Raw genomic sequence first — 25,708 nt, 5'->3', positions numbered from 1 at the left:
CAAGCCGTCAGCGCATGAGCAGTTGCCACGCCATGCCGGCCAACGCGGAAGCGAGCACCACCGGAATCACGCCGGCCTTGAAGCGGAAGAGCGCGATGGCCGCGAGCGCGCCGATGACGGCGGAGGGAAACTCGAAGGGCCCTGACAAGCCCTTCGGCCAGAGCACGTGGTAGGCGAAGAAGACCGCCAGGTTGACGATCACGCCGACCACGGCCGCGGTAATGGCGGTGAGCGGGGCAGTGAACTTCAGGTTGCCGTGGGTCGACTCGATGAAAGGCCCGCCCAGCAGAATGAACAGGAACGACGGCAGGAAGGTGAAGAAGGTCACCACCGTCGCGCCCGCAACGCCCGCCGCGAACAGCGCATGGGGGCCGAACAGCGCCTGGCCCCACGCGCCGACGAAGCCCACGAACGACACCACCATGATCAAGGGGCCGGGCGTGGTTTCTCCGAGCGCGAGGCCGTCGATCATCTGCGTGGCCGTAAGCCAGTGGTAGTGGTCGACCGCGCCCTGGAACACATAGGGCAGCACCGCATAGGCGCCGCCGAAGGTCAGCAGTGCCGCCTTGGTGAAGAACCAGCCCATCTGGGTGAGCGCGCCGCTCCATCCGTACAGCGCCGTGAGCGCGCCCAGCGCGCCGAGCCACAGCAGGAAGAACACCGCAAGCACGCGCGCGAAGCGGCCCCAGCTGAAAAGGGCGTGCGGCGGCGTGGGCATGTCGTCGTCGATCAGCGCCGGGCCGGCCGAGCCCGCCGCGGCGCCGTGCCCACCGCCCGGCGAGAAGTACGCCGGCGCGAACCGGCTGCCTAAGTAGCCGATGGCCCCGGCGGACAGCACGATCAGCGGAAACGGCAACTGCAGCGCAAAGATCGCGACAAAGGCGGCAACGGCAATCGCCCAGAGCCACGGGTTCTTGAGCACCCGCGAGCCGATGCGCCACGCCGCGAAAAGCACGATGGCTGTGACCGCGGGCTTCACGCCGTACAGCAAGCCCGCCACCGCCGGCACGTGGCCGTAGGCCATGTACGCCCACGACAGCCCGATCAGGATGAAGAGCGAAGGCAGCACGAAGAGCACGCCCGCCGCAAGGCCGCCCCAGGTGCGATGCATGAGCCAGCCGATGTAGGTGGCAAGCTGCTGCGCTTCGGGGCCGGGCAGCAGCATGCAGTAGTTGAGCGCATGCAGAAAGCGCTTTTCCGAGATCCAGCGCCGGCGCTCCACCAGTTCCTGGTGCATCAGCGCGATCTGCCCCGCCGGGCCGCCAAAGCTGATGAAGCCGAGCTTGAGCCAATAGGCGAAGGCCTGCCAGAAGCTGACGGCTGCGGGGCGTTCAACGGGTACAGCGGACTCTGGCAATGCCATGAATGGGACTTTCTCGTTGTGCTATTTCAGGAATGCGTCATAGGCGGTCTTCAGGATGAGCGCGCTCACCACCACGATGAACACCACCCGCACGAAGCCCGCTCCATGCTTCAGCGCAACACGCGTGCCCAGCAGGCTGCCCGCCACGTTGGCCACCGCCATCACCAGCCCATAGTGCCACCACACATGCCCCTTGAGCGCGAGCAGCAGCAGGGCCGCGGCGTTGGTGAGCGTGTTGATGATCTTGGCCGACGCAGAAGCATTCAGGAAGTCGTAGCCCATCCAGCGCACGAACAAAAAGACGAGGAAGCTGCCCGCCCCGGGCCCGAAGAAGCCGTCGTAAAAGCCGATCGACAGGCCGATGGCGCAGGCCGCCAGCGTTTCGGCTCGGCCGCTGAAGCGCGGTACGTGGTGGCGGCCCAGGTCCTTGCGCGCCAGCGTGTAGAGCAGCACGCCAAGCAGCACGATGGGCAGCGCCCGCCGCAGGAAGTCGCCCGGAAACAGGGTCACGCCCCAGGCGCCGAGCATCGACCCCGCGAATCCGAGCAGGGCGGCCGGCCACAAAGCGCCCCAGCGCATCTGCACCCGCTGGCTGAACTGGGCGGCCGCGGCAGCCGTGCCCCAAATAGAAGCGCTTTTGTTGGTGCCCAGCAACGTGGCCGGCGGCGCGCCCGGAAACACGGCGAAGAGCGTCGGCACAAGGATCAAACCGCCGCCGCCCACGATCGAATCGACAAACCCTGCGAGCAGCGAAGCGCCCGTGACCACCAGCATTTCCATGCCTGGATTGTCGCACCCGAGGCGCTACCAAAAGAGGAGCTTCGATGAAAGGCAGGGCGGGCCTGCAAGCGCGCTTGCGCCAGTCAGGAATCGGCAGGCGAAGGGGCTGCGCCGGGCAAAAAAAGGCGCCGACCAGCGGCGCCTTTCAGTTCAAACACGGCTTCTCGAACGGAAGCCTTGAAGAATTTTTCTTGTAGACCGAATTTTGTCTCCTCGGACCCTCGGCAGCACGAGCTTGGCCCGTTCGCGAGTGGGCAGACTTTAGGCGGTGCACCGGGCCAGTGCATTGGGAATTACCCGCTTTGCCTTACGTTCCAGGGGCTCTCGGCAAACAAAAGTGTTTCGGAGCGTTAACAGCGCGGGTCGACATGGCACGACTTGTGCACGCAGCGGGTTCGAGCCATTCATGGAGCCCCTCGAACCATGTCCATGTCCGAAAGCGAACGCATCGCCCTTGCCGCACGGCTGCACGTGGCACTGCGGCGAAAGCACGGGCGCGTGACCGACACCGAATGGATGGCCACCAATGCCGAATACGCCGCCGAGATCGTGCGCATGACGCGCGCCCATGCCGCCGAAACCAAGGACGAGGATCTCTACCTGCTCGCCACCCGCCTCGAGCAGGCCATGGAGCCCTTGGCTCGCGCCGCACGGCTGGCCGCGCGCACGCCCGACGGCAATCCGCCGAAGCCCCGGCCGCGGTTTGCGGGCGGCCTGGGCTGATTCTTTTTATACGCCAGGCGCTCAGCCGCCAGCCAGGGCCGCCTTGCGGATGCTTTGCAGCGTGCTGGCGGGCGTGATGGCTTCCGGATCGAGCAGGCAATGCAGCACCGCGGGCTTGCCGCTCGCACGGGCGCGCGCCAGCGCGGGGCCGAACTCCTCCGTGCGGGTCACGCGCTCGCCATGCCCGCCGAACACTTCGGCATAGCCGCGGAAGTCGGGGTTCTTCAGCTGCGTGGCGCTCACGCGGCCCGGGTAGTGCTTTTCCTGGTGCATGCGGATGGTGCCGTACATGGCGTTGTCCAGCAGCACCACGATGATCGGCAGGCCGTACTGCACGGCGGTTGCGAACTCCTGGCCGTGCATCATGAAGTCGCCGTCGCCCGCAAACACCACCACCTCGCGCTGCGGCCACAGGCGCTTGGCGCCCACGCCCGCCGGCAAGCCATAGCCCATCGATCCGCTGGTGGGCGCCAGCTGGCTCGCGAACGAGCGGAACGGCCAGAAGCGATGCACCCAGGTGGCAAAGTTGCCGGCGCCGTTGCAAAAGATGGTGTCGGGCGGCAGCACCTCGCGCAGGTGCTGCATCACCTCGCCCATCTGCAGCGGGCCCGGAATGCGGATGGGGGCCGGATCGCTCCAGCGCAAAAAGTCTTCGCGCGCGGTCTTCGTTTCGTCTTGCCAGACGGGCGGCGAAGCCGGGCGGAGCGCAGCCACCGCCTCGGCAAAAGCCTGCGGCGTGGCGTGGATGCCCAGCGCCGGACGGTAGAGCTTGCCGAGCTCGTCGGCGTCGGCATGCACATGCACCAGCGCCTGCCTGGGCTGCGGAATGGCAAGCAGCTCATAGCCCTGCGATGGCACCTCGGACAGCCGGCCGCCGACCAGCAGCACCAGGTCCGCCTTGCGAATGCGCTCCAGCATGCGCGGATTCGCGCCCAGCCCCAGGTCGCCCGCATAAGAGGGATGCTCGGCCGACAGCAGCATCTGGCGGCGGAACGAGCAGTACACCGGCAGCGAAAACGCCTCCGCAAAACCCGCGAACTGCCGCGTCGCAGCTTCGGACCAGCGGCTGCCGCCGAGGATGACGACGGGCCGCTGTGCCTGTGCGAGCCGTTGCTGCAGTTGCGCGATTTGCGCCGCGCCCGGATAGGTTTCGGTCACCGCATAAGGCTGCGCATCGGCCACCGTGGCGGCTTCGGTCAGCATGTCTTCCGGCAGCGCAATCACCACCGGCCCCGGCCGGCCGGAAGTGGCGACATGGAAGGCACGGGAGACCAGCTCGGGCACACGCGCCGGATCGTCGATCTGCACCACCCACTTGGCCATGGTGCCGAACACCGCGCCGTAGTCCAGCTCCTGGAAGGCCTCGCGGCCAAGCGCCTCGCGCGCGACCTGGCCCACGAAGAGCAGCATCGGCGTCGAATCGTGGTGCGCGATGTGCACACCGGCCGCCGCGTTGGTGGCGCCGGGCCCGCGCGTGACAAAGCACACGCCGGGTTGGCCGGTGAGCTTGCCCTGCGCCTCGGCCATCATCGCGGCGCCGCCTTCCTGGCGGCATACCGTCACCTCGATGGAGGCATCGTGCAGCGCGTCGAGCACGGCCAGAAAGCTTTCGCCGGGCACGCAGAAGAGCTGCTTGACGCCGTGGGTGATGAGCTGGTCGACCAGGATCTGGCCGCCGGTGCGGGGAGAAGTCATGCTGTGTCCAATGCAATGAAGGTCTTGGTATTCGCTCCTTCCCCTCCCGGGGAAGGTTGGGATGGGGGCAGACGGCGCCAGTCACGTCGACAGCGATTGATACGCCGCTTGCCCCCACCCTGCCCTCCCCGGAAGGGGAGGAAAAAATTCATGTGAGAGCTTCGCATGCCGCGGCAATCCGTGCACACGCCTCTTCGAGCTGCGCCATCGACGTCGCATACGAAATGCGGAAATACGGCGCCAGCCCGAACACGCTGCCCGGCACCACCGCCACTTCAAAATCCTGCAGCAGGTAGCTGCAGAAGTCGCTGTCGGTCTGCAGCAGCATGCCGCTGCGCGTGCGCCGGCCGAGCACGCCGGCACAGCTCGCAAAAGTATAGAAAGCGCCTTCGGGCACGCGGCAATGCAGGCCGGGCGCGCGGCTCAATGCAGCCAACACGAAGTCGCGCCGCGCCTGGAAGTCATCGCACCGCTCGGCCACGATGTCTTGCGGCCCCGTGAGCGCCTCGATGGCGGCGGCCTGGCTCACCGACGACGGGCACGAGGTCGACTGGCTCTGCACCACCGCCATGGCCGCGATCAGCGCGCGCGGTCCTGCCCCGTAGCCCACGCGCCAGCCTGTCATTGCATAGGCCTTCGACACGCCGTTCACGGTGAGCGTGCGCTCGCGCAGCCGCGGCTCCACGGCCGCCGGGGTGGCAAATGCCAGGCCGTCGTAGAGGATGTGCTCGTAGATGTCGTCGGCCAGCACCCACACCGCGGGATGCCGCAGCAGTACCTCGCACAGCGGCGCGAGCTGCGCCGCACTGTAGGCCGCGCCGCTCGGGTTCGATGGCGAATTCAGGAACAGCCAGCGCGTGCGCGGGGTGATCGCCGCCTCGAGTTGTGCGGCATCCAGCCGAAAGCCCTGCGCCTCGCTGCACGGCACGCTCACGGGCACGCCGCCGCAGATCTGCACGATGTCGGCGTAGGACGTCCAGTACGGCGCCGGCAAGATCACCTCGTCGCCCGGGTTCAGGCTGGCCATGAGCGCGTTGAAGATCACCTGCTTGGCGCCCGCACCCACGCTGATTTCATTCAACGCAAAGTCCAGCCCGTTGTCGCGCTTGAACTTGAATTGCACCGCGGCCTTCATGGCGGGGCTGCCGTCGAGCACCGTGTAGCGCGTGTCGCCACGCTCCATGGCGCGGGCCGCGGCGGCGCGAATGTGTTCGGGCGTGTCGAAGTCCGGCTCGCCCGCGCCCAGCACGATCACCGGCCGGCCGGCGCGCTTCAACGCATTGGCATGGTCGGTGATGCGCAGGATTTCCGACACGCCGATGGCGCGCACGCGCTGCGCAGGCTCGAACGTGCAAGCCGAAGAAAGCGCGGAATCGAGCACGGCGGACATCACTTGGCGTAGGCCTCGAGCGGCTTGTCGTTGGGCTCGGCAATCAGCTGCTTCAGCGCCGTGCTCATCGGCAGGTTCAGGCTGGTGTTCTTTGGCGGAATCGGCGCGACGAACCACTTGGTGTAGATTTTCTCGAGCTCGCCGCTCTTCATGAGCTTGCGCAGCGAATCGTCCACCGCGGCCTTGAAGGCCGGATCGTCCTTGCGGAACAACAGCGCAATCGGCTCCGAGCCCAGAGCCTCGCCGGTGATGCGATAGGCCGTGGGGTTCTTCGAGTTCGCGATGATCCCGGCGAGCAGGTTGTCGTCGAGCACGAAGGCATCGGCGCGGCCCGACTCCATCAGCAGAAAGCTCTCGAGATGGTCCTTCCCGAGCATCGTGTTGATGGTGGTGTTCTGCGCGCGCTCACGCTTGCGCAGCAACTGCACGGCAGTGGTGCCGGTGGAGGCCGACACGGTGCGGCCCGCCAGCTGGTCGAGCGAGCTGATGCCCGAATCGGCCCGCGTGGCCATGCGCACTTCGCTCACATAGGTGGTGAGCGCAAAGGCCACCTGCTGCTGGCGCGCGGTGTTGTTGGTGGTGGGGCCGCAGCCGATGTCCAGCGTGCCGTTCTGCACCAGCGGAATGGTGTTCTGCGCGGTAACGGCCATGTATTCGAGCTTGGCGGAAGGCGCGATGTCCTTCAGCACGCGCTCGCAAAGCTCGACGTGATAGCCCACGTATTTGTCGTTCGCGCCCAGCATGTAGGCCATGGGCGGCGAGGCCTCGCGCACGCCGAGCACGGCCTTGCCGCTGCTCTTGATCTTGTCGAGCGTGCCGCCGGCGGGGGCTTGCTGCGCCGAAGCGCCGAATGCGAGCGCAAGCAGCGCTGCGGCGGTGGCGAGGGTTTTCGATTGCATCTTCATTTTCTCTGTCTCCTATGGTTTTCTTGGGCTCGGGCAGCCGCTGCCTTGCCGGCGCAGCCGAACGCTGCGCGGCAAGAGCAAGGGCCTGGGGTGATCAATCGCCGATATCGAAGGTCACGCCTTGTGCAAGGGGCAATGCCGTCGAATAGTTGATGGTGTTCGTCGCTCGGCGCATGTACGCCTTCCAGCTGTCGGAGCCGGCTTCGCGGCCGCCGCCGGTTTCTTTCTCGCCACCGAACGCACCGCCGATCTCGGCACCGCTCGGCCCGATGTTGACGTTGGCAATGCCGCAGTCGGAGCCTGCGCTCGACAGGAAGCGCTCGGCCTCGCGCACGTTGAGCGTGAAGATCGACGACGACAGGCCCGCGCCCACCGCGTTGTGCCACTCGATGGCATCGTCGAGCTTGCTGTAGCGCACCACATAAAGAATGGGCGCAAAGGTTTCGCGCAGCACCGGGCCGTCGTGCGACTTCAGTTCCACCAATGCGGGGCGCACGTAGTAGGCGTCTTTGGTGCCGATGCCTTCGACGCGCTCGCCGCCATGCACCGTGGCGCCGATCTCGCGGCTTTCGCCCAGCGCCTTCTGCATGCCGTCGAACGCGGCGCGGTCGATCAGCGGCCCGACGAGCGTGCCCGCCTCGCGCGGATCGCCCACACGCACATTGCCGTACACCTTGGCCAGCTTGGGCACCAGCGCGTCGTACACGCTGTCGTGCACGAAGAGCCGGCGCAGCGTGGTGCAGCGCTGGCCGGCCGTGCCCATGGCCGAGAACGCAATGGCACGCAGCGTAAGGTCCAGGTCGGCCGACGGCGTGACGATGGCGGCGTTGTTGCCGCCGAGTTCAAGAATGGCGCGCGCAAAACGCGCGGCCAGCTTCGGTCCCACCTGTTTGCCCATCGCAGTCGAACCAGTCGCCGAAAGAATCGGCACGCGGTGGTCGTCGACGAGCACTTCGCCGATGTCCCGCTGGCCCAGCAGCAGGCCGAGCAGGCCCTCGGGTGCGTCTTCGCCAAAGCGCGCAACGGCGCGCTGCGCGATGGCGTGCGTGGCCAGCGCGGTGAGCGGCGTTTTTTCCGACGGCTTCCACACCACCGGATCGCCGCACACCAACGCCAGCGCCGCGTTCCACGACCACACGGCCACCGGAAAGTTGAAGGCCGAGATCACGCCGCACACGCCCAGCGGATGCCAGGTTTCCATCATGCGGTGCTCGGCGCGTTCGGTGGCCAGCGTCAGGCCATAGAGCTGGCGCGAGAGGCCGACCGCGAAGTCGCAGATGTCGATCATTTCCTGCACCTCGCCCGCGCCTTCGGTCGGGATCTTGCCGGCCTCGAGCGTGACCAGGCGTCCGAGGTCGGCCTTGGCGGCGCGCAGTTCTTCGCCCAGCAGCCGCACCAGCTCGCCGCGGCGCGGTGCCGGAACGCTGCGCCAGGCCTTAAACGCTTCATGCGCCTGGCGGATGGCGGCTGTCGCTTCGGCCGGGGTGGTTTGCGGCACCTGTGCAATCACCTCGCCCGTCACCGGCGAGCGCACCGTCAATTCGCCGCCGGTGTAGGCGCTGCGGGGCACGCCCAGGCGCTGCAGCAGCTGTTCGATTTCGGCGGCAAGGGGGCAGAGGCTTGTGCTTCGGACATGGGCGCGCTCCGGGTAGGAGGGTGGAGGAGAGAAAAAGGAAACGGCGAGACGGGACCGGCGCAATATCTTCCAATCCCGCGCACTTGCCTAGTGAAAAAAAGGAAGGACTTGATGCGTTTGCCGAATGAACTCGGCATGCGCCCGGTGCGGGACGGGCTTCGCGCCTACGCGCAAACCGCCGGGCTGCGCCGAAGATTCCGCACCCCGGCGCGGTCCCGTGCGCTGCCCCGGGGCCTCGCCTCGCCGCACGTTCAACCCCGGTAGCGCCATGAAGTCGATCCTCACCCTGTACGCCGCAATCCATGCCCTGATGGCCCTCGCATTTGCCGCCGCGTCGCTCGTCCTCGTCGTGATTGCGGCGCGGGCCGGGTGGGGCGCGGTCATGCAGGGGCTCGATGTTCCAGCAGCCGAGGCGGTCATCGAAGCGGTGGGCCTGCTGGCGGCGGGCGTGGTGGCGCTGCAGATCTCGCAGACCGTGCTCGAAGAAGAAGTGGTGCGCGACGCACACATCGGCGCGCCGACGCGGGTACGCCGCTTCCTGTCCAGGTTCATGGTCGTCATCGTGGTTGCCGTGGCGGTCGAGGGGCTGGTCGCGACCTTCAAGGCGCGTGAAGCGCCCGAGCTGATGCTGCATGCCGCCGCGATGCTGGGCTCGGTCGGCCTGCTCATGGCGGGCTGGGGCATCTTCATCCGGCTGAACCGCTACGCCGAGGAACTGGAGCCCGAGGCCATGGCAGAAGCCAAGAGCGAAGACAAGAAGCTGAAATGAGCGCGGCGCCTATCGGGGCTCCGGCGCGTCCGGCAAGGGAATCTTCTGCCCTGCCGGCGACCCCGCCAGGCTCTGCGCGGGCCTTCTGAGCGTTGCATCGAAGGGGTTGATCTTCGGCCCGATGGCCGCGGCCTCGCGCTTGAGCAGCTCGACCACGGTGGGCATGCGGTCGGCGTTGAGCCGGTCCGCGATCGTGCCCACGCTCAGCGCGGCCACCGCGCGACCCTCGCGATCGAGAATGGGAACCGCCACGCCGGCCATGCCTTCGAGCAGGCCGGTGTTGCGCCCCGCATAACCGGCTTGGCGCACGCGCTCGATCTCGGTGCGCAGATAGACCTCGTCGTACACGCCGTACTCACGCACACGCGACAGGTTGAAGCGGATCACTTCCTCGCGCTCGGCCTCCGGCAGAAAGGCAAGGATGGCGAGCGCGCCCTGCCCCACGCCCAATGCAATGCGCCCGCCGATGTCGCCCGTGAACGAGCGAATGGGAAACGGCCCTTCGCTGCGGTCGAGGCACACCGCGTCGAAGCCGCTGCGCGCCAGAAGAAAGATGCTGTCGCCCAGGCTCGCGCACAGCCGCAGCAGCACCGGGCGGCAAATGGAACGCAGGTCACCGGGGTTGCCGGCACTGGCCGCCAGCGCGAAGAAATCGATGCTCAGGCGGTAGAGCTTGCTGCGCTCGTCCTGCTCGACCATGCCCTCGGCCATGAGCGACTGCAGCAGGCGGTGCGTGGTCGCCTGCGTGAGGCCCACCGAACGTGCAATTTGCGTCACACGCCCGCCTTCGGCCTGCACCGCACCCAGCGCGCGAAGCACTGAAAACACGCGCGGCACGCCGCCGCTCGCGGCCGTGGGGCTTTCCGCGGCTTCTCCTGTGGAATTCTTTGGGTCCATGGTTCGCATTATATTCCGGTGAACGGAATAAATGAGAGAAAAATTCTGATTAATGGAATACCCGAGGCGAGTTGGCGCAATCGTTGCAATAGAGTGAATTGAAAGTTCTCTCTTGTCCATGGCGCGCACCAAGGTGCGGCGCGCCATCCACGACACCGCGCAGAAAGGCTCTTCCATGTCATTCCTCCGGCTCACCGACGTGACCAAGTTCTACGGCGCCACGCGCGCCGTGTCGGCCATGAACCTTGCGGTGGAAAAGGGAGAGTTCGTTTCGCTGCTCGGGCCTTCGGGCTGCGGCAAGACCACCACGCTGCAGATGATTGCGGGCTTCGAGGCGGTGTCGAGCGGGCGCATCGAACTGGCCGGCAAGGACATCACCCACGCCAAGGCCAATACGCGGGGCCTGGGCATCGTGTTCCAGACCTACGCGCTCTTTCCGCACATGACGGTGGCGGACAACGTGAGCTTCGGCCTCGAGATGCGCAAGATGCCGAAAGCCGAACGCGCTGAGCGGGTGAAGCAGGCGCTCGCCCTCGTTCACCTGGAAGCGCATGCCACGCGCTATCCGCGCGAACTCTCTGGCGGCCAGCGCCAGCGGGTGGCATTGGCGCGCGCACTGGTCATCGAGCCGCCGGTGCTGCTGCTCGACGAACCGCTCTCCAACCTCGACGCCAAGCTGCGCGAAGAAATGCAGTTCGAGCTGCGCCAGATCCAGCGCAAGGTCGGCACCACCACCGTGATGGTCACGCACGACCAGAGCGAGGCCATGTCCATCAGCGACCGCGTGGTGGTGATGGAAGGCGGCTGCGCCACGCAGATCGACCATCCGCACCGCGTCTACGAGCATCCGAGCACGCGCTTCATTTCCACCTTCGTGGGCAAGGCCAACCTGTTGGACGCCCGCGTCGCGGCCTGCGGCGCACGCAGCTGCCGTGTCGAGATCGGCTCGCTCACCGTCGAGGTCGAAGACACCGGCTACAAGCCGGGCGACCCGGTGCTGATGAGCGTGCGCCCTGAAAAGCTGCAGCTGGTGGAAGCCGGCCGCGGCCGCCTCGACGGCACGGTGCGGGAGCGCTTCTTCCTGGGCAGCCAATGGCTCTACCGCCTGGGCACGCCCGCCGGCGACCTGATGGTGCTGAGCCCCAACGATGGCCGCGAAGCACTGGACGAAGGCAGCCCGGTCGGCATCGACTGGCCCGCGCATTGCACGCGCCTGTTGCCGGCCGAAGAGGCGGTGGCGGCATGAGCGGTGCCATGCACAAGGCCACGCCCTGGTGGCTTTCGGCGCCCGCGCTGCTGCTGTTCGCGGCCTTGCTGGTGGTGCCGCTCGCGCTCACGGCGGTGCTGTCTTTCAATGTGTACGACCCGGCCACCGGGCCGAAGACGGGCGAGTTCACGCTCGAGCACTACACGCACGTGTTCACCGACTCGTACTATCACGGCATCTTCTGGCGCACCTTCTGGATCTCGGGGCTCGTCACGCTGATCTGCGTGCTGGTCGGCGCGCCCGAGGCCTATGTGCTGAGCCGCATGCGCAACCCGTGGCGATCGATCCTGCTGCTGGTGGTGCTGGCGCCGCTGCTGGTTTCGGTGGTGGTGCGCGCTTTCGGCTGGAGCATGCTGCTGGGGCCTGAGGGCGCCGTGAATGCGTTGCTGGGTCTGGCGGGCATCGGGCCGGTGAAGATGCTCTACACCGAGATTGCGGTGATCGTGGCGCTGGTCCACGTGATGCTGCCGTTCATGGTGATTCCGGTGTGGACTTCGCTGCAGAAGCTCGACGCGGGCGTGGAGAACGCCGCGCTTTCGCTCAGGGCCTCGCACTTCACCACGTTGCGGCGCATCGTGCTGCCGCAGGTGATGCCGGGCATTCTCTCGGGCAGCCTGATCGTGTTCGGCCTGGCCGCAAGCTCGTTTGCCATACCGGGCCTGCTCGGCGGTCGCCGGTTGAAGATGGTCGCGACCGTCGTCTACGACGAATACCTGCACGAGCTCAACTGGCCCCTCGGCGCCGCCGTTGCGCTGGTTTTGCTGGCGGCCAACCTCATCGTGATGCTGAGCTACAACCGGCTCGTCGAAGGCCGCTACAAGAAAGCGCTGGGCTGACCCGATGAGCAAGAACGGCCCTCTCGCCCTCGCGTTCAACGCGCTCGTCATCACCTTCATGCTGGCGCCGCTGGTCGTGGTGTGCATCGTGGCGTTCACGCCCGAAAACACCTTGACCATTCCCACCACGCACTTCTCGCTGCGCTGGTTCAAGGCGGTGTTCGCACACCCCGACTTCATGCAGTCGTTCTGGAACAGCCTGTGGCTTGCGCTGGCCTCGGCCACCATTGCCACGCTGCTCGCGGTACCGGCGGGCATGGCGATCACGCGCTATGCGTTTCCGGGGCGCGACTTCCTCAACGGCCTGTTCCTCTCGCCGCTGATCATTCCGCACCTGGTGCTGGGCGTGGCGCTGCTGCGCCTGTTCGCATTGGTGGGCGGCACCGGCAGCTTCGGCTGGCTGGTGATGGCGCATGCGCTGATCGTCACGCCCTACACGCTGCGCCTGGTGGTGGCTGCGCTCGTGGGCTTCGACCGCAGCGCCGAGCAGGCCGCGCTGTCGCTGGGCGCAAGCCAGGCCACCGTGTTCCGGCGCATCACGCTGCCGATGATCCTGCCGGGCGTCACGGGCGGATGGCTGCTGTCCTTCATCAACAGCTTCGACGAAGTAACGATGTCGATCTTTGTCACCTCGCCGAGCACGGTCACGCTGCCGGTGCGCATGTACATGTATGCCACCGAGTCGATCGATCCGCTGATGGCGGCGGTGTCGGCGCTGATGGTGGCGGTGACGGCCATTGCGATGGTGGTGCTCGACCGCGTCTACGGGCTGGACCGCGTGCTGGTGGGGCGCCGATGAGCTTGCCGACCGTCATTCAACCGCTGCTGCATCGCGTGGCCGAGACCGGCCGCGCCGCGGTGCCCTTCACGCTCGACGGCCGGCCCGCCTCCGCGCTCGCGGGCGACACCGTGCTCACGGCCGTGCTCACGCAGGCCGCCCAGCTGCGCCGCAACGAGTTCAGCGACGAACCGCGTGCGGGCTTCTGCATGATGGGCGCCTGCCAGGACTGCTGGATTGCCACCGAGCAGGGCGAGCGCCTGCGCGCCTGCTCCACCTTCATTGCACCGGGCATGGCGCTGGTCACGGGAAGGAGCGGCGCATGACGGCTCCTTCTTCTTCGTCCCCATTGCGGCCGGTGATCGTCGGCGCGGGGCCGGCCGGCGTGCGCGCCGCAGAGGCGCTGGTGGCGCACGGCATTCGGCCCGTGGTGATCGACGAGGCTTCGCGTGCCGGCGGCCAGATCTACCGGCGCCCACCTTCGAGCCTGGCGGCGCGCAGCGCGAATGTGCTCTACGGCTTCGAGGCCCGCCGCGCCGATGCGGTGCACACCGCCTTCGACGCCTTGCGCGAACGCATCGACTACCGCCCCGACAGCCTGGTGTGGAACGCGCAAGGCGGCCGGCTCGACGTGCTGCACGGCCCTACGCGCAGCACCTCCAGCGTGCCCTACAGCCAATTGATCGTCGCCACGGGCGCCACCGACCGCGTGCTGCCGGTACCTGGCTGGACGCTGCCCGGCGTCTACACACTGGGCGGCGCGCAGGTGGCGCTCAAGTTCCAGGGCTGCGCCATCGGGCAGCGCGTGGTGTTCATGGGCACCGGCCCGCTGCTCTACCTCGTCGCGTACCAGTACGCGAAGGCCGGAGCAAAGGTTGCTGCGGTTCTGGACACATCGCGGTTCGCGGACCAGCTTGCCGCCACACCCGCGATGCTGCGGCAACCGGCGGTGTTCGCCAAGGGCGTGTATTACGTGGCCTGGCTGCGCGCGCATGGCGTGGCGCTGCATGGCGGCGTGCGGCCGTTGCGCGTGCTCGGCGATGCCGCCGAAAGCCGCGTGGCCGGCGTGGCGTGGCACGACGGGCGCGAAGAGCGCACGCTCGCCTGCGATGCCGTCGGCTTCGGCTATGCGCTGCGCTCCGAAACGCAGTTGGCCGACCTGCTGGGCTGCCGCTTCGAATTTGCGTCGCTGCACCGTGCGCACCTGCCCGTGCGCGACGCGGCCGGCCGATCCAGCGTGCGGGGCGTGTACCTTGCGGGCGACGGCGCAGGCATCATGGGTGCCGATGCCGCCGAGTGGGCCGGCGAACGCGCCGCGCTTGCGCTGCTGGCTGACGGCGGCGTGGCCGTCGACACCGCGCGCGCCGCAATGCTCGAACGCAGGCTGCACAAGCTCGGCACCTTCCGCCAGGGGCTGGAGCGCGCCTTTCCGGTGCCGCACGATTGGGCCGCGCATGCGCCCGACGAACTGGTGGTGTGCCGCTGCGAGAACATCACCGCGGGCACGCTGCGCCAGACCGTTGCCGAGAACGGCGCCGACGAAATGAACCGGCTCAAGGCGCTCTCGCGCGTGGGCATGGGCCGCTGCCAGGGCCGTATGTGCGGCGTGGCGGCGGCAGAGATCCTTGCGCACGCCACGGGGCAGCCGGTGCAGCAGGTCGGCCGGCTGCGCGGGCAGGCGCCGATCAAGCCGATTCCGATTCACCTGGCCACCCCGGCGCCTTCGACCGAAGGAGCCGGCGCATGACCGGACGCAAGACATTGCGCACGGACGTCGCCGTCGTCGGCGGCGGCATCGTGGGTGCATCCGCCGCGCTCGCCTTGCGGAAGATGGGTATCGGCGTGGTGCTGCTGGAGCGCGATTTGTGCGGCTCGCGTTCGAGCGGCGTCAACTACGGCGGCGTGCGGCGCCAGGGGCGGCCGGTGAGCCAGTTGCCGCTGGCGCAGCGTGCACACCGCATCTGGGGCAACCTGCGCGAAACCATCGGCACCGACGGCGAGTATCTGCGCTCGGGCCACTTCAAGATCGCGCGCAGCGAAGCCGACATGGCCTCGCTGGAGCAGTACCGCACGAAAAGCCGCGACTTCGACCTGGGGCTCGAACTGATCTCGGCGGCCCGCCTGCGCGAGCGCTGCCCCTGGCTCGGCACGCGCGCGGTGGGCGGCTCGCTGTGCGCCGAAGACGGGCAGGCCAACCCGCGGCTGGTGTCGCCGGCCTTCGCGCTTGCAGCGCAGCGCGCGGGCGCGCAGATCTTCGAGCGCCACAAGGTCGACGAGGTGGCGCACGACGGCAAGGGCTTCTTGCTGCGTTCGGGCAATGCGCTCGAAGTGCGTGCGCCGGCGCTGCTCAATTGCGCGGGCGCATGGTCCGGCCCCATTGCCGAATATTTCGGCGAAGCCGTTCCCCTGCGCTCGAGCCACCCGGTGATGGCGGTGACCGAACCGGTGCCGCACTTCATGGACTGGAGCCTCGGCGTGGAGGGCGGCGGCATCTATTGCCGGCAGGTGGCGCGCGGCAACCTGGTGCTCGGCGGCGGCAGGGGCATTGCGCTCGATGCAGACCGCGCCCGCGCCGACCGCGATGCCATCGCCACGCTCGCGGCGCAAGCCGTCGAGCTGCTGCCCACGCTGCGGCACGCGCATTTCATCCGCACCTGGAGCGGCACCGAAGGCAACCTGCCCGACCACCAGCCGGTGCTGGGGCCGAGCCGCACCACGCCCGGGCTGTTCCACGGCTTCGGCTTTTCGGGCGCGGGCTTCCAGATAGGCCCCGCAGCCGGCGAAGTGCTGGCCGAACTCGTGCGCGACGGACGCAGCAGCACGCCGATCGAGAGCTTCTCGATCGAACGCTTCTTTGCGGCTGCAGCAACAGCAGAAGACGCAGCAGCAGACAAGACCCCCACCCCCACCTCACCCTGAAAGGAAAACACCATGTCCCGTTTTCAGAAGACCTTCTTTTTCTCCCTTCGCCGGAGCTTGCTCGGTGTGGCGGCGGTGGCCGCGCTCGCGGCCGGCGGCACCGCCGGCGCGCAGACCAAGACGCTCTACATCGGAATGAACGGCGGCACGATGGAGAAGGCATACACGCAGTACGTGTTCCCGGCCTTCGAGAAGCTCTACGGCGCCAAGGTGGTGGTGGTGCCGGGCACTTCGTCCGACATCCTTGCAAAGGCACAGGCCAACAAGGACCGCCCGCAGATGCATGTGATGTTCCTGGACGACGGCATCATGGTGCGCGCCATCGGCATGGGCCTGTGCCAGAAGCAGCGGCCCAATCCGTCGCTCAGCGAGATCTACCCGGCCGCGCGCTTCAAGGACGACATGGCCAGCGGCGTGAGCCTGGGCATGACGGGCCTGGCCTACAACGCCAAGATGTTCAAGGACAAGGGCTGGGCGCCGCCCACCTCGTGGATGGACTTGGCCGATCCCAAGTACAAGGGCAAGGTGGTGTTCCAGTCGATGTCCTCATCATCTTTTGGACTGCACGGTTTCCTGATGTTCAACCGCATCCAGGGCGGCAACGACAAGAACGTGGAGCCGGGCTTCAAGGCCTGGCCCACCACCATCGGCCCGAACGTGCTCGAGTACATCCCGAGTTCGGCCAAGCTCTCCGAAATGGTGCAGACCGGCGAAGCCGCGATCTTTCCGCTGACGCCCACGGCCGTGGCTGCGCTCAAGACCAAGGGCATTCCGGTGGAGTACGCGCCGCCGAAGGAAGGCGCGGTGGTGCTGATGGTGGGCCAGTGCGTGATTGCCAACAACAGCGAGCCCGAGCTGTCGCAAAAGCTCGCCGAGTTCTTGCTGAGCCCGCTGGCTCAGGCCAACGTATTGCAGTACGGCGCGCAGATTCCCACCAATCCCAAGGCTCCGGCCGTGGGCGATGGGGTGAAGCAGGTGGCCGACATCAACCAGTGGATGAAGACTGCGGTCACCATTGACTGGGACAGCATCAATGCGAACCGTCCTGCTTGGAATGCGCGTTGGAACAAGACTATTGAGAAATGATCGCTGCTTGAGTTTTTGGGGCGGCTGTGTTCAGGGCGGCGCTCCCGCCGACGGGGTACCTTTCTCCGCGAATGTCCCCCGGGGCTGCGCCCCTCCTCCTTTATTTCGCTGCGCAAGGCACCCCATCGACGTGAGCGTTGCACAGAGCAGTTGTTGATCAGCGGTACACCAGCAGCGTGCCCTAGTGCACAGGGCATCGGGTGCTCCCCGCAGCGAAATAAAGGAGGAGCCGAAGGCGGGGGACATTCGCGGAGGGGAGTACCCGGTGGCCTTTGCACATGCCCTGAAGCAGCAGCGCCTCCAAACAACAACGGCCCAAAAGAAACGCGGCCTCAGCGATTCGCTTCCAGAATCCACCCCACAGCCTTCTCGGCCATCATCAGCGTCGGACTGTTCGTGTTGCCACTCGTGATCGTAGGCATCGCGCCCGCGTCCACCACGCGCAGCCCCTGCACACCGCGCACACGCAGCTTCGAATCGAGCACCGCCATCGGGTCGCCGTCGGCGCCCATCTTGGTTGTGCCCACCGGATGGAAGATCGTGGTTGCGATGTCGCCAGCGAGGCGCGCCAGGTCTTCGTCGCTCTGGTATTGCACGCCGGGCTTCCATTCCTCTGGCTTGTACTTGGCGAGTGCGGGCTGCGATGCAATGCGGCGCGTTACGCGCAGCGAATCGGCCGCCACCTTGCGGTCTTCATCGGTGCTCAGGTAGTTGGGTGCAATGGCGGGCGCATCCTGAAAGCGCGGGCTCTTGATGCGCACCGTGCCGCGGCTCGTCGGGTTGAGGTTGCACACGCTCGCGGTAAAGGCCGGAAAGCTGTGCAGCGGCTCGCCGAATGCGTCGAGCGACAACGGCTGCACGTGGTATTCGAGATTGGGCCACTCGTGCTCGGGCGAACTGCGCGTGAAGGCACCGAGTTGCGACGGTGCCATGCTCATCGGGCCGCTGCGCTTCATCAGGTATTCAAGGCCGATTTTTGCCTTGCCGTACATCGACGACGCCAGCACATTGAGCGTGGGCGCGCCGTTGATCTTGTAGACCGCGCGAATCTGCAAATGGTCTTGCAGGTTGGCACCCACACCGGGTGCATCGACCACTACATCGATGCCATGCTGGCGCAGCAGCTCGGCCGGGCCGATGCCCGAAAGCTGCAGGATCTGCGGCGAGCCGATGCTGCCCGCGCACAGCACCACCTCGCGCGTGGCGTGCGCGGTGACCATCTCGTGGCCGTCCCACACCTGCACGCCGGTGCAGCGCTGGCTGCCGTCGGGCTGGGTCTCGATGATCAGCTTGGAGACGTGCGCATTGACCCACATCTCGAAATTGGGCCGGCCGTAGCACACGGGCCGCAAGAAGGCCTTGGCCGTGTTCCAGCGCCAGCCGTTCTTCTGGTTGACCTGGAAGTAGCCGACACCTTCGTTGCTGCCGCGGTTGAAGTCGGTGCTGTGCGGCACGCCGGCCTGCACGGCGGCTTCGGCAAAGGCGTCGAGGATGTCCCAGCGCAGGCGCTGTTTTTCCACGCGCCATTCGCCGCCGGCGCCATGCAGCTCGTCGGCGCCGAGGTAATAGTCCTCATGCTTCTTGAAGTCGGGCAGCACGTTCTGCCACTTCCAGCCGTCGTCGCCCGTGAGCTGCGCCCACTGGTCGTAGTCGCGCGACTGGCCGCGCATGTAGATCATGCCGTTGATGCTGGAGCAGCCGCCCAGCGTCTTGCCGCGCGGGTAGCGCAGCGTGCGCCCGTTGAGCCCCGCGTCCGGCTCGGTGCTGTAGAGCCAGTCGGTGCGGGGGTTGCCGATGCAGTACAGGTAGCCCACCGGAATGTGGATCCAGTGGTAGTCGTCCTTGCGGCCGGCCTCGATCAGCAGCGTGCGCTGTTGCGATTTGCGGGTCAGCCGGTTGCACATCAGCGCGCCGGCCGTGCCGCCGCCGATGACGATGTAGTCGAATGTGTTGTCGCTCATGGCGCCTGCTTGTCTCCGGGGGAACGATATTTTTGATGCTCATGGGCCCTGTGCAGGCCTGATGAGCAAGTTTCGCCCAAGCTGCCGGCAAAAAGCCAATGATTTCGGCATTGTTGGCTTATAAATCGCTCTTATATGACCGCCGCCGCCTTGGACCTCCAGATCTTGCGTGCCTTTGTGCTTGCGGCGCGCGAGGGCAGCGTGTCGCGCGCGGCCGAGCGGCTGCACCTGACGCAGCCCGCGGTCAGCCTGCAATTGAAGCGCCTGGCCGAAGAGACCGGGCTCCAGCTCTTCACGCGTACGCCGCACGGGCTGGCGCTCACGGCCGACGGGGCCGCATTGCTGCCGCAAGCCGAGCGCGTGCTCTCGGCCGTGGGCGACCTGCAGCAGGCCGCTCGCAACTTGCAGGGCACGGTGCGCGGGGCGCTGCGCATCGGCACCATCCTCGATCCGGAGTTCACCCGGCTTGGCGTGTTCCTGCGCGAGCTCGTCGAATCCGCGCCGCAGATCGAAACCGAGTTGCGCCACGGCATGAGCGGCACGGTGCTGGCCCAGGTGCTGCGCGGCGAGCTCGACGTGGGTTTTCACCTCGACACGGATGACGATGGCGAGGCCGCCGCGCCGGCTCCGCTGGCGACGCGCACGCTCACGCGCTTTACTTACCGCGTGGTCGCACCCGCGGGCTGGGGTCCGCAGGTGCTGGGCCGCGACTGGAAGGCACTGGCCGCGTTGCCGTGGCTGGGCACGCCGCCGGAATCCGCGCACCACAGGCTGCTCAATAAAGTGTTCGGCCCGCTCGGGCTTTCGCCGCGGCGCGCGGCGCTGGTGGACCAGGAAGCCTCGATGCTCGACCTGCTGAAGTCGGGCGTGGGGCTGAGCCTCTTGCGCGACTCCATTGCCATCCGCGAGAGCCAGTCGCACGGCCTGGTGATGGCCGACCGCGTGCAGCTGGACTGCGCGCTGCGCTTTGTCTCGCTGGCGGCCCGGCGCAACGAGCCCGTGATCGCGAGCGCGTGGAACGCGTTGGCGCGGGCTTGGAACTGACCGGAAAAAGGGCGCGCGTGGCTATTCGGACGGCGTTCCGCCCTACGCAAAGCACCGGCGCGGCGTACGGGAAAAGCCGATTCATCCGGTTACGATGCGCCCTTTCCGACCGCTTCTTTTTTCTTACTTCGCCCTGCCCCGCCGCACCATGCCCATAGCAACTTCGCCTGCCGACGACGCATCCGCCGCCGACAGCGTGTTGCCGCGCGTCGAGCAGCGCGAGCAGGACGGCCGCAGCTGGACCGTGGCGCACGGCCGCTGGACCACGCTGGCCATGTCGTCGCGCACCGCGTGGCAGTCCCTCGAAAAAGATTTGGCCGGCGCACCGCCCGCGGACGGCCGCGCATGGGACCTGCGCCCCATCGAGCAGCTCGACCACATCGGTGCGCAGCTGCTGTGGGAACACTGGCGCCACGACTGGCCGGCCACGCTCGAGATGTCGCCGCAGCACAAGGCGGTGCTCGACCAGGTGGCCCAGTACACGGTCGGAACGCCCGAGGAGCCGCCGCCCACGCTGGCCGAGCGGGTGCGCCATTTCTCGCACACCGGCGCGCGCGCGCTCGAAGTGATGCGCGACTTCGTAGGGCTGGTCGGCCAACTCGCGCTCGATGTGGGCACGCTTCTGCGCGCGCCGCACCGCGCGCCCTGGCGCGATTTTTCGGGCCACCTTTATCAGTTCGGCGCCACTGCCCTGCATATCACCGCACTGGTGGGCCTCTTGATCGGCGTGGTGCTGGCCTACCTGATCTCGCAGCAGCTGCGCCAGTACGGGGCGGAGGCTTTCGTGGTCAACATCCTCGGGCTGTCGCTGATCCGCGAACTCGGGCCGGTGCTTGCCGCCGTGCTGATCGCGGGGCGTTCCGGGTCGGCCATCACGGCGCAGATCGGCGTGATGCGCGTGACCGAAGAACTCGACGCCATGCGCGTGATGGGCATTCCCCACGGCTTCAGGCTGGTGATGCCGCGCGTGCTGGCGCTGGCCATTGCGATGCCGCTGATCAGCCTGTGGACATCGATGGCGGCGCTTGCGGGCGGCATGCTCGCGGCCGATGCGGCGCTCGATATTTCGCCCGCCTACTTTCTTTCGGCGCTGCCGCGTGCGGTGCCCATTGCCAACCTCTGGCTCGCGCTGGCGAAGTCGGCGGTGTTCGGCATCTTGATTGCGCTGATCGGCTGCTACTTCGGCATGAAGGTGAAACCCAACACCGAGAGCCTGGGGCGCGGCACGACCTCGTCGGTGGTGACCTCGATCACCGCGGTGATTTTGGTTGACGCGCTGTTCGCGGTGCTGTTCAAGGGAATCGGGTTCAGGGCATGAGCGATTCGAACAACGTCGTCGACATCAGCAAGCTCTGGACGGTATTCAAGAATGCCGAGGGTGAGCACGTGGTTCATCGCGACCTCGACCTGCACATCGCGCGCGGCGAAGTGCTGTCGCTGGTTGGCGGATCGGGCACCGGCAAGACGGTGCTGCTGCGGCAGATCCTCGGGCTCGAAAAGCCGTCGAAGGGCACCGTCGAGGTGCTGGGCCAGGCGCCCGGCGAGCTCAGCGCCCAGGGCGCGGCCAACGTGGGCATGCTGTTCCAGCACGGCGCGCTGTTCTCGGCCTTCAGCGTGCTCGAGAACATTGCCTTTCCGCTGCGCGAGCTCAAGCTGCTGCCCGACGAGTTGATTCGCAACGCGGCCCTGGTCAAGCTGCAGATGGTGGGCTTGCAGCCGCGGCACGCCAACATGAGTCCGGCCGACTTGTCGGGCGGCATGATCAAGCGCGTGGCGCTGGCGCGCGCGCTCATCATGGACCCGCCGCTGCTGCTGCTCGACGAGCCCACGGCCGGACTCGACCCCGAAGCCTCCGACAGTTTTTGCGACCTGCTGCGCGGCCTGCACCGCGAACTGGGCCTGACGGTGGTCATGGTCACGCACGACCTGGACACCCTGTTCGACCTGAGTACCCGCATTGCGGTGCTTGCCGACCATAAGGTCATCGTCAGCGGCTCGGCGCGCGAAGTCATCGCGTATCCGCATCCGTTCATCCACGAATATTTTCTGGGAGGGCGCGGCCAGCGCGCCTTGGAGGCACTGCATGACAAACCCTCCAACGCCGCGCCGCCAACTGCCGGCGCGGCCCACTGAAAGGTAGCCACACATGGAAAACAAAGCCCATGCCCTCGCCGCCGGCGCCTTCGTGCTCGGCCTCATTGCCGTGCTCGTGGGGCTGGTGGTCTGGTTCACGCGCGACAACACCGTGCGCAACATCTACGAGCTCTCCACGCGCGACCCGGTCAGCGGCCTGCAGCCGCAGGCCATGGTGCGCTACAGGGGCATCGCGGTCGGCAAGGTGACCTCGATCGACTTCGACCCCAAGACCAAGGGCAACGTGCGCGTGCGCATCACGGTCGACCAGCGCGTGCCGCTCACCACGTCGAGCTTTGCCACGCTGAGCTACCAGGGCGTGACCGGCCTGGCCTTCATCGCGCTGGATGACAAGGGCGAATCGAACGTGGTGCTTGCGCCCAACAACGACGACCCGCCGCGCATTCCGCTCAAGCCCTCGATGCTCGCGCAACTGCAAGACCGCGGCGAAGCCATCATCAACCAGATCGACGAAGCGACGAAGCGCGCCAACCAGCTGCTCGGCGACGGCAACCAGAAGCGGGTGGCCGATGCGCTGGAGAACATTGCGGCGGCATCGTCCAGCGCCAACACGTTGCTGAAGCAGCTGGACAACACGGTGAAGACGGGCCTGAACCCGACGCTCGCGGCGCTGCCCGGCACGCTGTCGTCGGTAAAGACGGCGGCCGGCGATGTCTCGCGCGTTGCCAACAACTTCAACACCACGGTGAGCCGGCTCAATGCGCCCGAAGGCCCGATCGAACGCCTGGGCGACGGCACCAAGGCGCTGGCGCAGGCGGTCGATTCGTTCAACTCGGCCACGCTGCCGCGCGTGAACCGGGTGGCCGACGACACTTCGCGCGCGGTGCGCCGGCTCGGCCGCGCGGCCGACGGCATCAACGACAACCCGCAATCGCTGCTGTTCGGCAACGGCGGCACCGCGGCGGGGCCGGGCGAACCGGGCTTCTCCGCGCCGCCTGCCACCAACTCGCTGGGACGCCCCTGAAGTGACGACCATGAACAAGAACGCCATGCACTCCCGTCCATCCCTTGGTTTCAGCTTGGGTTCCGGCCTCGGTTCCGGCCTGACACTTGGCCTTGCGCTGCTGCTTGCCGGCTGCGGCGCCCTGCCCGACAAGCCAGCGCGCGCCACGCTGTACGACTTCGGGCCCGGCATTGCCGCGTCGGCCGCGGCAGCCAATCCACCGGCCACCGCGCTGCCCACGCTCGCGCTGGCGGAAATCGAGAGCAACGCGCGGCTCGACGGCACGCAAATTCTTTACCGGCTCGGCTATGCCGATGCCAACGAGCTGCGCCCCTACGGCCAGTCGCGCTGGAGCCTGCCGCCGGCACAGCTGCTGCGCCAGCGGCTGCGCGATGCGCTGTCCGAACGGCGCACGGTACTCGGCCCTGAAGAAAGTGCAACCATCGCGCGCACCGAGGGCCGCGTGCCCGATACGCTGCGCATTTCGCTCGACGAGTTCAGCCACTACTTCGAATCGGCGGGCAGCAGCGTCGGCCTGGTGCGCCTGCGGGCCACGCTGATCCGCGGCACCACCGGCGGCGACCGCGTGCTCGGCCAGCGCACCTTCACCGTGCGCCGGCCGGCACCGAGCGCCGACGCGCCCGGCGGCGTGAAGGCGCTGGCCGCGGCCACCGATGCCGCCGTGGCCGACATCGTGCAGTGGGTCGACCAGCAGCCGCGGCAGTAAGCTCTGTTCGGCTCGACGTGACCCTACCAATAACCCCGAGGAGAACTCACCATGAACGCAACACGCATCGCCGGCATCCTGCTCATCGTGGCGGGTATCGCGGGCCTCGGGCTCGGCGGCTTCAGCTTTACCAAGGAAACGCACCAGGCCAAGCTCGGCCCGCTGGAGTTTTCGGTGAAGGAGAAGCAGCAAGTCAACTTCCCGGCCTGGGCGAGCGTCGCCGCGATTGTTGTGGGCGGCGCGCTGGTGCTGCTCGGCGGCAAACGCGGCTGAAGCGTTCGTCGAAATTCCTAACTCGCCAATCCGGGCGAGTTTTGATGATTTTGGACGCCAGCAAAGCCTGCGTTTCAATCCGCAAAATCATCCACGCACTTCCACTTGACGTCGGCCGTAGCAACGCCTGCCAGCATGGTTGCTGGATTGGGAAATCGCTCACCCGCCGTCACTTTGGCGGTTCTATTCCAAACATTGAAGACACTCGCCAAGGGGTGGCTGTCAGTGACCCGCGCAACCCAAACTCCCGAACGCGGGCATCGCGCAACTCCGTGAATCCACTCTGCAGCGTTTCCATTGTCTGTTGAGCTTTCTTCGCGATTTCCTGCGTTGGCTATCGTTGCGGCTCCTGCCCCAATGCCACCAACAATCAAGCCTACTCCTCCGCCGATGGCAGCAAACAGTAGACCGACGACAGCGCCAGTTGAATCGCCAGAGCCAGCGCCGTGACACCCACAGATGGCGAGGCCGATGAACCCTCCGATGAAAGCACCTGCGATTGGAAAAGCGAGCCATGCCATCTCGTTCTTGCCTCAGTTGATCCAAGCATTGGTGGGATAGATATCTTCCGGCCGGCTGCCGGTGAGGTCGAGCCGCTCGCCCGGGGATCGCTCCGGCTCACTCGACTACCGGCGCGGCTCGTTAGCGCCGAGCGGACTCTGGCTGCGTCGATCAGCGTCTGGCGCTTGCGATCCCAGATGGGCAGCGCGGCCGGCGGCAGTGGCAGCACCTTGTCCAGGTTGGGGAAGCGCAGGTCGGGGTTGAGTTCGAGGGCCTCCCTCAACAGGCGATAACGATCCGACCGGGCCGTGTCGATCATGTTGCCCGTCAACGGTACAGGACGGTCAAATTCGACCGACAAATCGCGTGCGCAATCCTTGCAGCCCAGTTTCACACCCTCGTGATAAACACGGAGTGCACGGGCGTTGTCTTCACCAAGCGATGCGTCCTCTCCAGTGATGGTTAGGGCCAGCGTGTAGGCTGCATCGCCATTACCCTGCGCAAAACTGCATTCGAGCATCTTCAGCGCCACCTCGCGGTTGCCCCAGAAACCCTGATCCGGATTGTCATAGGTGCCCTGTAGCTTGTAGCCTAGATGAGCCTGTGCCGCCGAACTCCCCATGTCCGCCGCCAATTGCCAGAACGCATAGGCACGGCTCGTGTCGCTCGTCACGCCGATGCCGCGCTGGTGGTAGGTGCCCATCTTGTCGAAGGCGGCGGGCACGCCCTGTTTCATCAGGCCTTCGATCAGCAGCACGGCCTGTTCGCTGTCCTGCGGCACGCCAAGGCCGCTCTCGTGCAGCCCGGCCAGGTTCAGGGCCGCCTTCCAGTGGCCCATGCCCGCGGCCTGCTTCCACAACTCCGCCGCCTTGGCGTAGTCGCGCCGCTCGAACACCAGGTCATAGCTGGTCGCCGCCATGCCCTGCTGGAACAGCGCGTCGGCCTCGGCCGTGAAGGGCGGGTTGGCATCGGCCTCGTGCTTGCACGCGAAGTCGGCCCGGTGCGGGTCGAAGGCCTTCAGGGTCATGTTGCGGGGCAGGTGGTTCATGGGGCAGGCCGTC

At 67.0% G+C, this 25,708-nt stretch carries 24 protein-coding genes; 15 read left to right on the top strand and 9 right to left on the bottom strand.

What is annotated here, in order from left to right; all coding sequences use genetic code 11:
• Positions 1-7 precede the first annotated feature (7 nt).
• Together chrA and M0765_RS10340 are read right to left on the bottom strand one after the other, a co-directional pair.
• A complete protein-coding gene (gene chrA, locus M0765_RS10345; RefSeq protein ID WP_258503531.1) occupies positions 8-1,363 on the bottom strand; it encodes a chromate efflux transporter in 1,356 nt (451 codons plus the stop codon).
• 21 nt (positions 1,364-1,384) lie between these two features.
• Complete coding sequence (locus tag M0765_RS10340; RefSeq protein WP_258503530.1) at positions 1,385-2,143, bottom strand: TSUP family transporter; 759 nt, start codon at positions 2,141-2,143, stop codon at positions 1,385-1,387.
• Positions 2,144-2,566: 423 nt separating this feature from the next.
• Between M0765_RS10340 and M0765_RS10335 the strand changes: the two genes are divergently transcribed.
• The gene (locus M0765_RS10335; protein ID WP_157611521.1) at positions 2,567-2,866 is read left to right on the top strand and encodes a hypothetical protein; all 300 of its coding nucleotides are present in this window, start codon (positions 2,567-2,569) and stop codon (positions 2,864-2,866) included.
• Between the two features lie 21 nt (positions 2,867-2,887).
• Here the strand turns inward: M0765_RS10335 and M0765_RS10330 are convergent, their stop codons facing one another.
• The 4 genes from M0765_RS10330 to amaB all read right to left on the bottom strand — a co-directional run bounded on the left by M0765_RS10330 (position 2,888) and on the right by amaB (position 8,426).
• On the bottom strand, positions 2,888-4,561 hold the full coding sequence (locus tag M0765_RS10330) for a thiamine pyrophosphate-binding protein (RefSeq protein ID WP_258503528.1): 1,674 nt from the start codon (positions 4,559-4,561) through the stop codon (positions 2,888-2,890).
• Positions 4,562-4,709: 148 nt separating this feature from the next.
• A complete protein-coding gene (locus M0765_RS10325; protein ID WP_258503527.1) occupies positions 4,710-5,951 on the bottom strand; it encodes a pyridoxal phosphate-dependent aminotransferase in 1,242 nt (413 codons plus the stop codon).
• Positions 5,951-6,856 carry an amino acid ABC transporter substrate-binding protein gene (locus tag M0765_RS10320; RefSeq protein WP_258503526.1) on the bottom strand — a complete coding sequence of 302 codons (906 nt, stop codon included), beginning with the start codon at positions 6,854-6,856 and terminating at the stop codon, positions 5,951-5,953. Before M0765_RS10320 ends, M0765_RS10325 begins: the two co-directional genes overlap by 1 nt.
• A 94-nt stretch (positions 6,857-6,950) precedes the next feature.
• Complete coding sequence (amaB, locus tag M0765_RS10315) at positions 6,951-8,426, bottom strand: L-piperidine-6-carboxylate dehydrogenase (RefSeq protein WP_258503524.1); 1,476 nt, start codon at positions 8,424-8,426, stop codon at positions 6,951-6,953.
• Positions 8,427-8,760: 334 nt separating this feature from the next.
• On the opposite strand from amaB, the gene M0765_RS10310 reads away from it, so the two are divergent.
• Positions 8,761-9,261, top strand: a complete 501-nt coding sequence (locus tag M0765_RS10310) for a hypothetical protein (RefSeq protein WP_258503523.1) — start codon at positions 8,761-8,763, stop codon at positions 9,259-9,261.
• Between the two features lie 9 nt (positions 9,262-9,270).
• Here the strand turns inward: M0765_RS10310 and M0765_RS10305 are convergent, their stop codons facing one another.
• Entirely contained in the window at positions 9,271-10,158 is an 888-nt protein-coding gene (locus tag M0765_RS10305) for an IclR family transcriptional regulator (protein WP_258503522.1), read from the bottom strand.
• Between the two features lie 175 nt (positions 10,159-10,333).
• Between M0765_RS10305 and M0765_RS10300 the strand changes: the two genes are divergently transcribed.
• Genes M0765_RS10300 through M0765_RS10270 form a run of 7 tightly spaced genes read left to right on the top strand, consistent with a single transcriptional unit; the run spans position 10,334 to position 17,044 of the window.
• Entirely contained in the window at positions 10,334-11,404 is a 1,071-nt protein-coding gene (locus M0765_RS10300) for an ABC transporter ATP-binding protein (RefSeq protein WP_126747816.1), read from the top strand.
• Entirely contained in the window at positions 11,401-12,261 is an 861-nt protein-coding gene (locus M0765_RS10295) for an ABC transporter permease (protein WP_258503521.1), read from the top strand. Before M0765_RS10300 ends, M0765_RS10295 begins: the two co-directional genes overlap by 4 nt.
• 4 nt (positions 12,262-12,265) lie before the next feature.
• A complete protein-coding gene (locus M0765_RS10290) occupies positions 12,266-13,060 on the top strand; it encodes an ABC transporter permease (RefSeq protein ID WP_047784138.1) in 795 nt (264 codons plus the stop codon).
• Positions 13,057-13,365, top strand: coding sequence for a (2Fe-2S)-binding protein (locus M0765_RS10285; RefSeq protein WP_258503520.1), 309 nt, complete (start codon positions 13,057-13,059; stop codon positions 13,363-13,365). The genes M0765_RS10290 and M0765_RS10285 overlap by 4 nt, the downstream gene beginning before the upstream one ends.
• Positions 13,362-14,786 (top strand): FAD-dependent oxidoreductase, encoded by a 1,425-nt coding sequence (locus M0765_RS10280; RefSeq protein WP_258503519.1) that lies wholly within the window; start codon positions 13,362-13,364, stop codon positions 14,784-14,786. The genes M0765_RS10285 and M0765_RS10280 overlap by 4 nt, the downstream gene beginning before the upstream one ends.
• Complete coding sequence (locus tag M0765_RS10275; RefSeq protein WP_258503518.1) at positions 14,783-15,958, top strand: NAD(P)/FAD-dependent oxidoreductase; 1,176 nt, start codon at positions 14,783-14,785, stop codon at positions 15,956-15,958. The genes M0765_RS10280 and M0765_RS10275 overlap by 4 nt, the downstream gene beginning before the upstream one ends.
• Positions 15,959-15,970: 12 nt before the next feature.
• Positions 15,971-17,044, top strand: coding sequence for an ABC transporter substrate-binding protein (locus M0765_RS10270; RefSeq protein WP_258503517.1), 1,074 nt, complete (start codon positions 15,971-15,973; stop codon positions 17,042-17,044).
• Between the two features lie 332 nt (positions 17,045-17,376).
• Here M0765_RS10270 and M0765_RS10265 read toward each other — a convergent pair whose 3' ends face one another.
• Positions 17,377-19,005, bottom strand: a complete 1,629-nt coding sequence (locus tag M0765_RS10265) for a GMC family oxidoreductase (protein ID WP_258503516.1) — start codon at positions 19,003-19,005, stop codon at positions 17,377-17,379.
• A 135-nt stretch (positions 19,006-19,140) separates the two neighbouring features.
• On the opposite strand from M0765_RS10265, the gene M0765_RS10260 reads away from it, so the two are divergent.
• The 6 genes from M0765_RS10260 (at position 19,141) to M0765_RS10235 (ending at position 24,146) form a co-directional block, all read left to right on the top strand.
• On the top strand, positions 19,141-20,049 hold the full coding sequence (locus M0765_RS10260) for a LysR family transcriptional regulator (protein WP_258503515.1): 909 nt from the start codon (positions 19,141-19,143) through the stop codon (positions 20,047-20,049).
• Positions 20,050-20,197: 148 nt separating this feature from the next.
• Positions 20,198-21,367 carry an MlaE family ABC transporter permease gene (locus M0765_RS10255; protein ID WP_258503513.1) on the top strand — a complete coding sequence of 390 codons (1,170 nt, stop codon included), beginning with the start codon at positions 20,198-20,200 and terminating at the stop codon, positions 21,365-21,367.
• Positions 21,364-22,182 carry an ABC transporter ATP-binding protein gene (locus tag M0765_RS10250; protein ID WP_258503512.1) on the top strand — a complete coding sequence of 273 codons (819 nt, stop codon included), beginning with the start codon at positions 21,364-21,366 and terminating at the stop codon, positions 22,180-22,182. Before M0765_RS10255 ends, M0765_RS10250 begins: the two co-directional genes overlap by 4 nt.
• A gap of 13 nt (positions 22,183-22,195) precedes the next feature.
• Positions 22,196-23,167, top strand: a complete 972-nt coding sequence (locus M0765_RS10245) for an MlaD family protein (RefSeq protein ID WP_258503511.1) — start codon at positions 22,196-22,198, stop codon at positions 23,165-23,167.
• A gap of 10 nt (positions 23,168-23,177) precedes the next feature.
• Positions 23,178-23,873, top strand: coding sequence for an ABC-type transport auxiliary lipoprotein family protein (locus tag M0765_RS10240; RefSeq protein WP_443303823.1), 696 nt, complete (start codon positions 23,178-23,180; stop codon positions 23,871-23,873).
• A gap of 51 nt (positions 23,874-23,924) precedes the next feature.
• Positions 23,925-24,146, top strand: coding sequence for a hypothetical protein (locus tag M0765_RS10235; RefSeq protein ID WP_258503510.1), 222 nt, complete (start codon positions 23,925-23,927; stop codon positions 24,144-24,146).
• Between the two features lie 376 nt (positions 24,147-24,522).
• On the opposite strand, the gene M0765_RS10230 is transcribed toward M0765_RS10235, so the two are convergent.
• A complete protein-coding gene (locus tag M0765_RS10230; RefSeq protein WP_258503509.1) occupies positions 24,523-25,695 on the bottom strand; it encodes a tetratricopeptide repeat protein in 1,173 nt (390 codons plus the stop codon).
• Between the last annotated feature and the right edge of the window lie 13 nt (positions 25,696-25,708).

Origin of the sequence: Variovorax sp. S12S4 (genome assembly GCF_023195515.1) — a bacterium.
In the GTDB taxonomy this organism is placed as follows: Bacteria; Pseudomonadota; Gammaproteobacteria; order Burkholderiales; family Burkholderiaceae_C; genus Variovorax.
The sequence above is the reverse complement of the archived record's forward strand: the minus strand, read 5'-3'. Positions and strand labels throughout refer to the sequence as shown.